An 11,532-nucleotide genomic window follows, 5' to 3' on the forward strand; every position below is an offset into this window, starting at 1 on the left:
AAGGGATGGCGGCGGATATAGGCGCGTTCAGCGGCCTTCGGCGGCGCGCGGATCGGCCGCGGTATTGGCCGCCGTGCTGGCCGCCGGCGGCCGCGCATGCGGCCGTTCGGGATTCGGCTCCTGCAGCGCGGCGTCGTGCGGATACAGTTCCATCCGGCTGCGCGGCAGGCATTGCGGAAAACGCGCCTGCAGGTACGCGATCAAGCCTTCGCGCACGCGGCAGCGCAAGTCCCAGCATGCCGACGAATCGACCGCGCTAACGAGGGCGCGCAGCTGCATCGTGCGCTCGGTCGCATCCGTCACCTGCAGCACCTGCACGCGGCCGTCCCATTCGGGCGCCGCGTGGACCAGCCGCGCGAGTTCCTCGCGCAGCGGCGCGAGCGGCGTGCGGTAGTCGACTGACAGATACACCGTGCCGATGATCTCCGAGCTGCTGCGCGTCCAGTTCGTGAACGGGTTCTCGATGATCCACTGCAGCGGGACGACGAGCCGGCGCTGGTCCCAGAGCCGCACCGACACGAACGAACCGGTGATTTCCTCGATGCGGCCCCACTCGCCCTGGATCACGACCACGTCGTCGATCCGGATCGGCTGCGTGAGCGCGATCTGCAGCCCGGCGATCAGGTTACCGAGCACCGGCCGCGCGGCGATACCGGCGACGAGGCCCGCGACGCCGGCCGACGCCAGCAGGCTCGCGCCGATCTGGCGCACGTTCGGAAACGTCATCAGCGCGGCGCCCGTGCCGATGATCACGATCAGCACCATCACGGTGCGCACGAGCACCTTCGACTGCGTGTGGATGCGCCGCGCATGGAGATTGTTGGCCGTATCCATCGGATGGGCCTGGATGATCGCATCGCCGACGCCGGCCGCGAGCCGCACCAGCAGCCAGGTCAGCGACACGATCGAGCCGACCGCCGCCGCGCTGCGCATCCCGCGCACGAACGACATGCTGTCGTCCGCCTGGGTCCACAGGAACTCGAGCGCGAGCAGCGCGAACGTGACGAGCGACGGTTTGTCGATGTAGCGCAGGATCACGCTCATCAACGGATACGGCTGCGCGATGCGCTTGACGATGCGTGCGCCGAGCCGATGCACGAGCACGACGACGAACACCACGAGAATCGACACGATCAGCGTGCCGAGCCAGGTATGCAACGGCGCATCGGCGATGCGCTGCAATTCCTCGATTGAAATCATCGGCGCCCGGGATTCTTCGGTTGTGACGCGCAGCGGCGTCGTCCTGGATGCGTCGGCGATGTCCGGGCGACACACGCGCCCGGACGCGGCGTCAAATCAGCTGCCGCCCCTGCACGGAAACGCCTTGCCGAGACCGAGCGACACCGCGGTGCTCGCGTTGTAGTCGGCCAGCTTCGGATTCTCCGCGATGTACTTGCGCACCGCGTCGGTCATCTGCTGCGCCCGGATGTCGGGCGGCAGGCAGAAATACTGCCCGACGCGCGGCCCGGTGGTGCCGCCGATCGCGTCGATGGTGTTGTAGACGCCATCGGCGGCGCCTTCGATGTAGGCCGCGCACGACGCCCGCGACTTGACGTCCGTCTTCGCGCACAGCCGGTCGAGATCCGCGCCCGTGAAAGCCGCCGCCGACAACGGCACGGCAAACGCCGCGGCACAAAACATAGCCCGCAACATGGTGTTCCTTATGTCAATGCGGCGCGAGGCCGCTCACTGCGCTGACCGGCGCGGCGGCCGGACCCCGTCGGCCGGCCGTTTCCAGCCGGCCGCGCGTGTTCCGCCCCCGCGCCGAAACCGTCATTTTGCACTCTTTTGGGCATCTGCCGGCGCCGATGCGCCGACGCGCACCGTCCGCTTGCTCAGGATGTCGATCGCGTCCGGTGCCTTGTAGTGCTTCGCGAACTCGAGCGCGGTGATCCCGAGCTGGTTCTTCACCTGCGGATCGGCACCCTGGTCGAGCAGCAGATTCACCGTCGACGCATGATTGCCGCGCGCGGCCATCATCAGCGGCGTCGTGCCGTTCGGCGACGCGGTGTCGATATACGCGTCGTGGTCGAGCAGGATCCTGACGACCGCGTCCTGGCCGTTGGTGGCCGCGTAGTGCAGCGGCGCCCAGCCCTTCTTGCTGACTTCCGCGCCCTTGTCGATCAGCAGCTTCACGAGGCCGACGTCGCCGTTCAGCGACGCGAGCATCAGTGCATTCTCGCCGGCCTTGTCTTCCTTCTCGAGATCGACGTTCGGCGTCGTCGCGAGCGCGGCCGCGACCTTGTCGGACTTCTCGCGCGCGGCGATCACGAGCAGCGGATCGCCGTTCGGCGCGAGCGTGTTCGGATCGAGCTTGCCGCTCTTCAGCTGCTTGCCGATGTCGTCGATGTCGTCGAACTTGACCGCCTTCACGATCGCGTCGAGCGATTCGGCATGCGCGCCGGCGGCGGCAAACAGGCCGCTCGCGACGAGCGCGGCGGCAACGAGTGCGCGCTTGGGCAGGGTTGTGGTCGGCTTCGTCATTGTTGTGGGCTCCTTCCCTGGGTTGTCGGCTGGCCGCGCGTCTTCAGCGGGCGATCTTGAACAGCCGGAAAAAGTTCTGTGTCGTCGCATCGGCGAGCGCCTCGACGGCGATTCCGCGTTCCGATGCGATAAAGCGTCCGACATGGCTGACGTACGCAGGTTCATTCGGCTTGCCGCGATACGGCACCGGCGCGAGGTACGGCGAGTCGGTCTCGATCAGCAGCCGGTCGAGCGGCACGCGCCGCGCGACGTCCTGCACGTCGGTCGCGTTCTTGAACGTGACGATGCCCGACAGAGAGATATGGAAGTTCTGCGCGAGCGCCTGCTCGGCGACCGGCCACGGCTCGGTGAAGCAGTGCATCACGCCACCCGGCACGTCCGCGCGCTCCTCGGCCATGATCCGCAGCGTGTCTTCCGACGACGAGCGCGTATGGACGATCAGCGGCTTCATCGTCGCGGTCGCCGCGCGGATATGCGTGCGAAAGCGCTCGCGCTGCCATTCCATGTCGGCGATCGTCCGGCCTTCGAGACGGTAGTAGTCGAGGCCCGTCTCGCCGATCGCGACGACCTTCGGGTGCGCGGCGAGCTCGACCAGCTCCGCGAGCGTCGGCTCGCGCGCGTCCTCGTGATCCGGATGCACGCCGACCGATGCGTACACGTTGTCGTGCGCTTGCGCGATCGCGAGCACGTCGGGCAGCGTCTCGAAGTCGACCGACACGCACAGCGCGTGCGTGACGTCGTGCTCGCGCATGTTTTCCAGCACGGCCGGCAGCCGGTCGGCGAGACCCTTGAAATTGATGTGGCAGTGAGAATCGACGAACATCGTGTTTCCTGAATTCGTAAGGCACGCGCTATGCGCGCGCCGGCAATCGTTTCCGCACCCGCGGGAAACAATTCGCGCTCACGCGAACATTTCCCGATAACCGAGAAACAGTTCCTCGAATACGAGCCGCGCATTGAGCGGATGGTTCTCGACCGTCCGCTGGCGCGTCACGGCCTTCATGAAGCGCGCGAACGCATTCGCATCGACGGCTTGCGCGCACCGCGCGAGCGCGGCGGCCTGCATCGGGAAGTAGCGCGGCGCGCCCGCCATGCGCTGCGCGAGCAGATCGTACAGCCAGCGCTGCAGCCAGCCGAGCACGAGAGGCACCGGCAGCTTCTGCAGCGTCTCGCCGCACGCGAACGGATCGCACGCGGCGCCGGCCGCAAGCTGGCCGAGCGTGAAGTCGCGCAGCGGGCGGTTCTCGTCGCTCGCGAGCGCCAGCGCGGCGAGCGGCGCGCCGCCGGCCTCGGCGAGCAGCGCCCGCGCGTCGTCGACGCCCTGCGCCGCGAGCCATGCCGCGGCCGCCTCCGGCGCCGGGACCGTCATCGGCCATTGCCGGCAGCGGCTGACGATCGTCGGCAGCAGCCGATCGAGGCGCGCCGACACCAGCAGGAACACGACGCCCGACGGCGGCTCCTCGAGCGTCTTCAACAATGCATTCGACGCCGCGACGTTCAGCGCCTCGGCCGGATACAGCACGACGACGCGCGCGCCGCCGCGGTGCGAACCGACCCCGCAGAAGTCGAGCAACGCCCGCACCTGCTCGATCTTGATTTCCTTGCTCGGCGTCCGGGTTTTCTTGCCGCCTTCGTCGGCGTCGGCCGGCTTCGCGTCGTCGACGGCGCCCGGCGCTTCGCCCGCGAGCGCCTCGGGCAGCACGATCCGGTAGTCCGGATGGTTGCCCTGCGCGAACCACGTGCAGGCCGCGCAGGTGCCGCACGGCTCGCCGTTCGGCTGCGGCGCCTCGCACAGGAAACCCTGCGCGAGATGCTGCGCGAACTGCAGCTTGCCGATCCCGGCCTGGCCGTGCAGCAGCAGCGCATGCGGCCATTGCGCACGCAGTTGCTGCAGGCGGTTCCAGTCGTCGGTCTGCCACGGGTAGATCATCGGTGCGTTCCTTCGGTTACAGCGCGGCCAGCACGCGTTCGAGCTGCTGGCGGATGTCGGGGATCGTCTGCGTCGCGTCGACGATCGCGAAGCGATGCGGCGCCTCTTCCGCGCGCCGCAGGTATTCGCCGCGGGTGCGCGAGAAGAACGCGTCCGACTCGCTCTCGAACTTGTCCGGCATGCGCGCGGCGCCGCGGCGCTCGCTCGCGACCTGCGGCGCGACGTCGAACAGCACGGTCAGGTCGGGCTGAAACCCGCCCTGCACCCAGCGCTCGAGCGTCTCGAGCTTGTCGCGCGGCAGGCCGCGGCCGCCGCCCTGGTACGCGAACGTCGCGTCGGTGAAGCGATCGGACACGACCCAGTCGCCGCGCGCGAGCGCCGGCTCGATCACGAGCGCGAGGTGCTCGCGGCGCGCGGCGAACATCAGCAGCGCTTCGGTTTCGAGGTCCATCGGCTGGTTCAGCAGGATCTCGCGCAGCTTCTCGCCGAGCTGCGTGCCGCCCGGCTCGCGGGTGACGACCACCTGCCGTCCGGCCGCGGCCAGCTTCGCCTGAAGACGTTCGCAGAACCATTGCAGGTGGGTGGTCTTCCCCGCCCCGTCGATGCCTTCGAACGTGATGAATTTACCGCTCGCCATTATTGACCTCGTATGTACTTGTCCACGGCCTTGTTGTGATCGCCGAGCGTGTCCGAAAACACGCTCGTGCCGTCGCCCTTCGCGACGAAATACAGCGCGCTCGTCTGGGCCGGGTTGATCGCCGCCTGCAGCGACGCGACACCCGGCAGGGCGATCGGCGTCGGCGGCAGCCCGCGACGCGTATAGGTATTGTAAGGAGTGTCGGCCTGCAGGTCGCGCTTGCGCAGGCGGCCGTCGTACGCGTCGCCGAGGCCGTAGATCACCGACGGATCGGTCTGCAGCGGCATCCCGATGCGCAGCCGGTTCGCGAACACGGCCGCGACGAACGCGCGATCGGCCGCGTGCCCCGTTTCCTTCTCGACGATCGACGCGATCGTCAGCGCTTCGTAAGGCGTCTTGTACGGCAGGCCGGGCGCGCGCGCGGCCCAGGCCTCGTCGAGGCGCGTCTGCATCAGGTGGTACGCGCGCCGGTAGATGTTCAGGTCGCTCGTGCCCTTGTCGAACAGGTAGGTGTCCGGGAAGAACAGCCCTTCGCCGCTGCCGCGCTGGATCGCGGTGTCGGGCGCGCCGATCGCGCGCAGCAGCTCGGCGTCGCTCATGCCGGCCGTCGCGTGCGCGAGATCGGGGTTGCCGTCGAGCTCCGCGCGCATCCGCTTGAAGGTCCAGCCCTCGATCACCGTCGCGACGTATTCGTTCACGTCGCCGCGCGCGATCTTCTGCAGCACGTCGTACGGCGTGATGCCGGTCTTGAATTCATAGTTGCCGGACTTGAGCCGGCTCGACAGCCCGAGCACGCGCGTCATCGCGACGAAGCCGAACGGCTCGACCGGCACGCCGCCGCGCTTGAGCTGCAGCGCGACGCTCTTCACGCTGCTGCGCGGCTTGATCGTGACATCGAGCGACGCGGCGCCCAGCAGCAGCGGCCGGGTCGCCCAGTAATACCCGCCGCCCGCGCCGGCAGCGGCCACAACGACGGCCAGCGCCACGACCGTCGCGGCGCATTTCTTCAGTAGGGACATGGAAACGAGACTCAGGTAAGACCCATATAATACTTGCTCGCCTTCGTCAAAGTCAGGGTTGACTGTTCCCTCATTCCATGAGCACACCGTTCGCTTCACCGGCTGCCCAAACCGCATCCGCATCGCTTCCCGTTTTCCCCCGTCCGTCCGCCGCCGATTTCGACGCGCCGGGCGCCTGCATGCCGCTGCCGCAGTTCGGCGTGATCGACGTGGCCGGCGACGACGCCGCGACGTTCCTGCACAGCCAGCTCACCAACGACATCGAGCATCTCGATGCGGCGAGCGCGCGCCTGTCCGGCTATTGCTCGCCGAAGGGCCGGCTGCTCGCGTCGTTCCTCGTGTGGCGCGCCGGTCACGGCGTGCGCCTGCTGATCTCGAAGGACGTGCAGCCGGCCGTGCAGAAACGCCTGTCGATGTTCGTGCTGCGCGCGAAGGCGAAGCTCGCGGATGCGACCGACACGCTCGCGGTGGTCGGCTTCGCGGGCGACGTGCGCGACGCGTTGTCGGGCATCTTCGATGCGCTGCCGGACGGCGTGCACGTGAAGGTCGACGGCCCGGCCGGCGCGCTGATCCGCGTGCCGGACGCGGCCGGCCGCAAGCGCTACCTGTGGATCGGGCCGCGCGCGGAGGTCGACGCGCGCATCGCCGCGCTCGCCGGCACGCTGCCGGTCGTGTCGCCGGCCGTGTGGGACTGGCTCGACGTGCGCGCGGGCGAGCCGCGCATCACGCAGCCGGCCGTCGAGCAGTTCGTGCCGCAGATGGTCAACTTCGACGTGATCGGCGCCGTTAACTTCCGTAAGGGATGCTACCCGGGCCAGGAAGTCGTCGCGCGCAGCCAGTACCGCGGCACGATCAAGCGCCGCACCGCGCTCGCGCACGTCGCCGCCGAAACCGACACCGTGCATGCCGGCGTCGAGCTGTTCCACAGCGACGATCCGGGCCAGCCGTGCGGGATGATCGTCAACGCGGCGGCCGCGCCGGCGGGCGGCGTCGATGCGCTCGTCGAGATCAAGCTGGCCGCGCTCGACAGCGGCACGGTGCACCTCGGTTCGGCCGACGGCCCGGCGCTCGCATTCGACGCGCTGCCGTACGCGTGGCCGACGGAAGCGTGACGCACTGACAACCCCGTTCGCACGCCGGTTCGCGGAGCACCGCAGCCGGCGCACGATGTTTCCTGCGAGAGATTCGCCCGATGTGTCTGATTGCCTTCGACTGGCAGCCTGATGCCGCCGCCGGTCCTGTCTTTACCCTGACCGCCAACCGCGACGAGTTCTTTCGCCGGACGAGTGCGCCGCTTTCGTGGTGGGAGGACGTGCCGGGCGTGCTGGCCGGCCGCGATCTCGAAGCCGGCGGCACCTGGCTCGGCGTGTCGCGCGACGGCCGCTTCGCGGCGCTGACGAACTACCGCGCGCCGTTCGACATCCGCGCCGGGGCGCCGACCCGCGGCAAGCTCGTGTCCGACTTTCTCGGCGGCCCGTCCGTCGCGCCGCTCGAATACCTCGGCGAACTCGCCGAGCACGCAGCCGTGTACAACGGCTTCAATCTGCTCGTCGGCGACTGGAAGCGGCGCGAGCTCGCGTGGTTCTGCAATCGCGCGGCCGAAGGCGAAACCGGCGTCGCCGCGCCGGTCGCGGTCAGCGCCGGCGTGCATGCACTGTCGAATGGGCGGCTCGATACGCCCTGGCCGAAAGTGGTGCGCAAGCGCGCCGAGCTCGGCACGCTGCTGACCGACAATCCGACGCCGTCGCTCGACGAACTGATCGAGCTGATGCGCGATCCGCACGTCGCGGACGACGCCGCGCTGCCGAATACGGGTATCCCGATCGAGCGCGAGCGCGCGCTGTCGGCCGCCTTCATCGAGACGCCGGAATACGGCACGCGCGGCACGACCGCGCTGCGTGTGACGATGAAGGAAGGCGTACGGCTGACCGTCGAGATCAAGGAGCGCTGCGACGACGACGGTTCGCACCGCACCGTCCGCCCCGGCACGTTCGAGCGCGCGTTCACGTTCGACATCGACGCGACGCGGCCGCGCTGAACCCGCGCAGAAGGCGGCGCCCGCGCTACGGCGCGCGCGCCATCTCGACGTGCGGCACGCCGATTTCGACGAACGGTTCGCCGATCGCCGCGAAGCCGTGCCGCACATAGAACGGCACCGCGGCCGCCTGCGCGTAGAGCCGCACGAGCGGCTCGCCGCGGTGCCGCGCGGCCGCCAGCAGCGCGTGCAGCACCGCCGATCCGGCGCCCTGCCCGCGCGCGTCGGCGAGCACCGCGACGCGGCCGATCGTGCCCGACGGCAGCAGCCGCCCGGTCGCGATCGCGCGGCGTGCGCCGGTTGCGGCGTCCACGCGGTAAGCCACCGCATGCAGCGACAACGGATCCTCGTCGTCGAGCTCCCATTCCGGCGGAATCCGCTGCTCGCGCACGAACACCGCGTCGCGAATGCGCGCGGCATCGCCGCCCAGCACCGTCCAGTCGCCCGTTTCCACGAAGCCGTCGGTCATCGCCTTCTCCGCGCGGCGCCGCGCGCCGCCGTCGTCAAACGCCGTCGAATGCCGCCTTCAGCGCCGCCACCGCGTCGGCATGCGCGGCCCGCACCTCGGGCACGTAGCCGCCCATCTTGAAGAACTCGTGAATCATCCCCGGATAGCGGACCAGCGTGACCGCATTGCCGGCCGCGCGCAGCTTGTCCGCGTACGCGGCGCCCTCGTCGCTCAGCGGATCGTACTCGGCCGTCGCGATCCAGGCCGGTGCGACGCCGGCGAACGACGGCGCACCGCGCGTGCCGTCGAGCGGCGCGAAACGCCAGTCGTCGCGATCCGAGCGATCGCGCACGTATTGCGCGAAGAACCACTGGATCGTGTCCTGCGTCAGCAGGTAGCCGTTCGCGAGCCGCGCGTGCGACTCGGTGTCCTGGCAGCCCGTGACGCCCGGATAGATCAGCAGCTGCAGCGCAAGATCGATGCCCGCGTCGCGTGCGAGCACCGCACAGACCGTCGCGAGCGTGCCGCCCGCGCTGTCGCCGCCGACCGCGAGCCGCGCGGCGTCGATGCCGAATGCGGGCGCCTCGCGATGCAGCCAGCGCAACGCATCGTCGGCGTCGTTCACCGCGGTCGGAAACTTGTGTTCGGGCGCGAGCCGGTAGTCGACCGACAGCACCGCGCACTGCGCGTCGCGCGCGAACATCCGGCACAGCGCGTCGTGCGTATCGACGCTGCCGACCGTGAAGCCGCCGCCGTGGAAATAGACGAGCGCGGGCAGCGGTTCGGCGAGGCTCGGCTCGACCGGCACGAAAAGCCGCGCGCCGATCGTGCGGCCGTCGCGGGTCGGCACGACGCAGGCCTCGACCGCGTGCATCGGCGCCGGTGCGACGTCGAGGATCGGCGCGCTCCTTTCGTAGGCGGCACGCGCCTGCTGCGGCGTCTGGTGATGATAGGACGGGCGTTTCGCGCGCTCGACCATGTCGAGCACCTGCGCGATCTTCGGATTCAGCGGCATCGTGAAGGACGGCGCGCGCGGCGCCGTGAGCGGACAAGCGTCACATGATGCCATGCGCGCGTCAGACGAGTTGCACGAGCTGCTTGCCGAAATTGTGGCCCTTCAACAGGCCGAGGAACGCGTCCGGCGCGCGCTCGAGGCCGTATGCGATCGTCTCGCGGTAATGCAGCTGCTTCGTCGCGACGAGTTCGCTCAGCTCGGCCAGCGCGGGCGGCCAAGCGTCGGGATGCTCGAACACGATGAAACCCTGCATCGTCAGCCGCGACCGCAGGATCAGGCCGGGGTTCGCGAGCGGCACGGGCACGCCGTCGTAGCCGGCGATCATTCCGCACACGGCGATCCGGCCGAACGCGTTCATCCGCGCCATCGTCGCGTCGAGCACCGCGCCGCCGACGTTCTCGAAACAGCCGTCGACGCCGTCGGGCGTCGCCGCGGCGAGGTCGTCGGCCAGCCGGCCGGCCTTGTAGTCGACGCACGCGTCGAAGCCGAGCGTGTCGACCACGTAGCGGCATTTGTCGGGGCCGCCCGCGATGCCGACCGCGCGGCAGCCGGCGCGCTTCGCGAGCTGGCCGACCACGCTGCCGACCGCGCCGCTCGCCGCACTGACGACGACGGTGTCGCCGGCCTTCGGTGCGATGATCCGGTTCAGCCCGACCCACGCGGTCACGCCCGGCATGCCGGTCACGCCGAGCCATGCGGACAGCGGCACCCGCGACGTGTCGACCTTGCGCAGACCGCTGCCGTCCGACGTGCCGTATTCCTGCCAGCCGAACTGGCCGATCACGTGTTCGCCGACCGCGAAATCCGGGTGCCGCGACTCGACCACCTCGCCGGCCGTGCCGCCGATCATCACTTCGTTCAACGGCTGCGGCACCGCATAGGATTTCGCGTCGTTCATGCGGCCGCGCATGTACGGATCGAGCGACAGGAAATGGTTACGGACGCGCAGCTCGCCGTCGGCGAGCGGAGCGAGCGGCGCTTCGACGAGCCGGAAATTGCCGGCGCTCGCGGCGCCCTGCGGGCGCGACACGAGCAGGATCTGACGGTTGACCGCGTTCATTGCTGGCTCCCAGGCTTCATTCGCACCGGCTCGCCGCGCCGCTGCGCATCCGTGCCGCAAAGCGAAACGGCCCTGCCCTCGATCGGGCAGGGCCGCGCGTTCCGGCGCCTACGCGTCGCTCGGGCCGGGCTGCGCATCCGGCGCGGTGCGCGTGCGCTGCCGCTTGATGTCGCGGCCCACCGCGAGCCGCCGCATGTACTTGAACGTGCCGAGCGCCTTCGCGACGAAATTGCCGTCGCTGTCGCGCACTTCGCCTTCGCAGTACGCCATCGTCGTCGAACGGTGCATCACGCGTCCGTACGCGCGCAGCTCGCCGCGCCCCGGCTGCATGAAGTTCACCTTCATCTCGACCGTGACGACGCCGACGCCGTCATCGGTCAGGCTGCGCGCGGCCATCGCGAGCGCGATGTCGGACAGCGTCATCGTCACGCCGCCGTGCGCGATGCTCCACGTGTTCATGTGCCGCTCGTCGAGCGGCAGCACGATCTCGCTTGCGCCGTCCTTCGCGAAAACCAGCTGCACGCCGAGCAGATCGACGAACGGGCTTTCGATCGACGGGCCGTCCGTCGGGGATGCCGCGTCGCTCATCGTGCGCTGTCGCAAACGTAGTCGACGCACTGGCGCGATTCGGCCACCGCGACGACGAATTTCTTCACTTCCTGGTGCACCGGGTGCACCTGGTACGCGTCGAGCGCGGCCTGGTCGGTGAAATCCGACACGAGCACGACGTCCGACGTCGCTTCGAGGCCCGGCGTCGCGACGCCGACGTCGATCTGCAGGATGCCCGGCACGAGATCGCGGCAGCCTTCGAGCTTTTCCTTCAGCTTCAGCGCGTTCTGCGCGCGCGTGCCGCCTTCGGCCGATTCCTTCAACTTCCACATGACGATATGTCTGATCACTTGCG

Annotated in this window: 14 protein-coding genes; 2 read left to right on the top strand and 12 right to left on the bottom strand. The window is 69.4% G+C overall.

Annotation, left to right across the window (positions count from 1 at the left end):
* Positions 1–27 precede the first annotated feature (27 nt).
* From Q3A80_RS00485 to mltG, 7 genes are all read right to left on the bottom strand, one after another.
* Positions 28–1,200, bottom strand: coding sequence for a mechanosensitive ion channel family protein (locus tag Q3A80_RS00485; RefSeq protein WP_446327195.1), 1,173 nt, complete (start codon positions 1,198–1,200; stop codon positions 28–30).
* Positions 1,201–1,296: 96 nt separating this feature from the next.
* The gene (locus tag Q3A80_RS00490; protein ID WP_006755340.1) at positions 1,297–1,653 is read right to left on the bottom strand and encodes a Rap1a/Tai family immunity protein; all 357 of its coding nucleotides are present in this window, start codon (positions 1,651–1,653) and stop codon (positions 1,297–1,299) included.
* Between the two features lie 120 nt (positions 1,654–1,773).
* Positions 1,774–2,484 carry an ankyrin repeat domain-containing protein gene (locus tag Q3A80_RS00495; RefSeq protein WP_446327196.1) on the bottom strand — a complete coding sequence of 237 codons (711 nt, stop codon included), beginning with the start codon at positions 2,482–2,484 and terminating at the stop codon, positions 1,774–1,776.
* A gap of 43 nt (positions 2,485–2,527) precedes the next feature.
* The gene (locus Q3A80_RS00500) at positions 2,528–3,307 is read right to left on the bottom strand and encodes a TatD family hydrolase (protein ID WP_446327197.1); all 780 of its coding nucleotides are present in this window, start codon (positions 3,305–3,307) and stop codon (positions 2,528–2,530) included.
* A gap of 78 nt (positions 3,308–3,385) precedes the next feature.
* Positions 3,386–4,414 (bottom strand): DNA polymerase III subunit delta', encoded by a 1,029-nt coding sequence (locus Q3A80_RS00505; RefSeq protein WP_446327198.1) that lies wholly within the window; start codon positions 4,412–4,414, stop codon positions 3,386–3,388.
* A 16-nt stretch (positions 4,415–4,430) separates the two neighbouring features.
* On the bottom strand, positions 4,431–5,051 hold the full coding sequence (gene tmk / locus Q3A80_RS00510) for a dTMP kinase (protein WP_446327199.1): 621 nt from the start codon (positions 5,049–5,051) through the stop codon (positions 4,431–4,433).
* Positions 5,051–6,070, bottom strand: coding sequence for an endolytic transglycosylase MltG (gene mltG, locus Q3A80_RS00515; protein ID WP_446327200.1), 1,020 nt, complete (start codon positions 6,068–6,070; stop codon positions 5,051–5,053). Before mltG ends, tmk begins: the two co-directional genes overlap by 1 nt.
* A gap of 77 nt (positions 6,071–6,147) precedes the next feature.
* Here mltG and ygfZ point away from each other — a divergent pair, with 77 nt between their 5' ends.
* The gene (gene ygfZ, locus Q3A80_RS00520) at positions 6,148–7,182 is read left to right on the top strand and encodes a CAF17-like 4Fe-4S cluster assembly/insertion protein YgfZ (RefSeq protein WP_446327201.1); all 1,035 of its coding nucleotides are present in this window, start codon (positions 6,148–6,150) and stop codon (positions 7,180–7,182) included.
* An 80-nt stretch (positions 7,183–7,262) separates the two neighbouring features.
* Positions 7,263–8,108 carry an NRDE family protein gene (locus Q3A80_RS00525; RefSeq protein ID WP_446327202.1) on the top strand — a complete coding sequence of 282 codons (846 nt, stop codon included), beginning with the start codon at positions 7,263–7,265 and terminating at the stop codon, positions 8,106–8,108.
* Positions 8,109–8,133: 25 nt separating this feature from the next.
* On the opposite strand, the gene Q3A80_RS00530 is transcribed toward Q3A80_RS00525, so the two are convergent.
* The 5 genes from Q3A80_RS00530 to Q3A80_RS00550 all read right to left on the bottom strand — a co-directional run bounded on the left by Q3A80_RS00530 (position 8,134) and on the right by Q3A80_RS00550 (position 11,527).
* On the bottom strand, positions 8,134–8,574 hold the full coding sequence (locus Q3A80_RS00530; RefSeq protein ID WP_446327203.1) for a GNAT family N-acetyltransferase: 441 nt from the start codon (positions 8,572–8,574) through the stop codon (positions 8,134–8,136).
* 34 nt (positions 8,575–8,608) lie between these two features.
* A complete protein-coding gene (locus tag Q3A80_RS00535; protein ID WP_446327204.1) occupies positions 8,609–9,568 on the bottom strand; it encodes an alpha/beta hydrolase in 960 nt (319 codons plus the stop codon).
* Between the two features lie 61 nt (positions 9,569–9,629).
* Positions 9,630–10,628: an NADP-dependent oxidoreductase gene (locus Q3A80_RS00540; RefSeq protein WP_446327205.1), complete on the bottom strand. Its 999-nt coding sequence runs from the start codon at positions 10,626–10,628 to the stop codon at positions 9,630–9,632.
* A gap of 108 nt (positions 10,629–10,736) precedes the next feature.
* The gene (locus Q3A80_RS00545; RefSeq protein WP_446327206.1) at positions 10,737–11,216 is read right to left on the bottom strand and encodes a PaaI family thioesterase; all 480 of its coding nucleotides are present in this window, start codon (positions 11,214–11,216) and stop codon (positions 10,737–10,739) included.
* The gene (locus Q3A80_RS00550; protein ID WP_151066650.1) at positions 11,213–11,527 is read right to left on the bottom strand and encodes a Dabb family protein; all 315 of its coding nucleotides are present in this window, start codon (positions 11,525–11,527) and stop codon (positions 11,213–11,215) included. The genes Q3A80_RS00545 and Q3A80_RS00550 overlap by 4 nt, the downstream gene beginning before the upstream one ends.
* Between the last annotated feature and the right edge of the window lie 5 nt (positions 11,528–11,532).

It is taken from the genome of Burkholderia sp. SR8 (assembly GCF_052851275.1).

Bases quoted from the DNA above. Each gene is read 5' to 3' on its own strand.
- Q3A80_RS00485 (WP_446327195.1), bottom strand. From the start codon at position 1,200: ATGATTTCAATCGAGGAATTGCAGCGCATCGCCGATGCGCCGTTGCAT.
- Q3A80_RS00490 (WP_006755340.1), bottom strand. From the start codon at position 1,653: ATGTTGCGGGCTATGTTTTGTGCCGCGGCGTTTGCCGTGCCGTTGTCG.
- Q3A80_RS00495 (WP_446327196.1), bottom strand. From the start codon at position 2,484: ATGACGAAGCCGACCACAACCCTGCCCAAGCGCGCACTCGTTGCCGCC.
- Q3A80_RS00500 (WP_446327197.1), bottom strand. From the start codon at position 3,307: ATGTTCGTCGATTCTCACTGCCACATCAATTTCAAGGGTCTCGCCGAC.
- Q3A80_RS00505 (WP_446327198.1), bottom strand. From the start codon at position 4,414: ATGATCTACCCGTGGCAGACCGACGACTGGAACCGCCTGCAGCAACTG.
- tmk (WP_446327199.1), bottom strand. From the start codon at position 5,051: ATGGCGAGCGGTAAATTCATCACGTTCGAAGGCATCGACGGGGCGGGG.
- mltG (WP_446327200.1), bottom strand. From the start codon at position 6,070: ATGTCCCTACTGAAGAAATGCGCCGCGACGGTCGTGGCGCTGGCCGTC.
- ygfZ (WP_446327201.1), top strand. From the start codon at position 6,148: ATGAGCACACCGTTCGCTTCACCGGCTGCCCAAACCGCATCCGCATCG.
- Q3A80_RS00525 (WP_446327202.1), top strand. From the start codon at position 7,263: ATGTGTCTGATTGCCTTCGACTGGCAGCCTGATGCCGCCGCCGGTCCT.
- Q3A80_RS00530 (WP_446327203.1), bottom strand. From the start codon at position 8,574: ATGACCGACGGCTTCGTGGAAACGGGCGACTGGACGGTGCTGGGCGGC.
- Q3A80_RS00535 (WP_446327204.1), bottom strand. From the start codon at position 9,568: ATGCCGCTGAATCCGAAGATCGCGCAGGTGCTCGACATGGTCGAGCGC.
- Q3A80_RS00540 (WP_446327205.1), bottom strand. From the start codon at position 10,628: ATGAACGCGGTCAACCGTCAGATCCTGCTCGTGTCGCGCCCGCAGGGC.
- Q3A80_RS00545 (WP_446327206.1), bottom strand. From the start codon at position 11,216: ATGAGCGACGCGGCATCCCCGACGGACGGCCCGTCGATCGAAAGCCCG.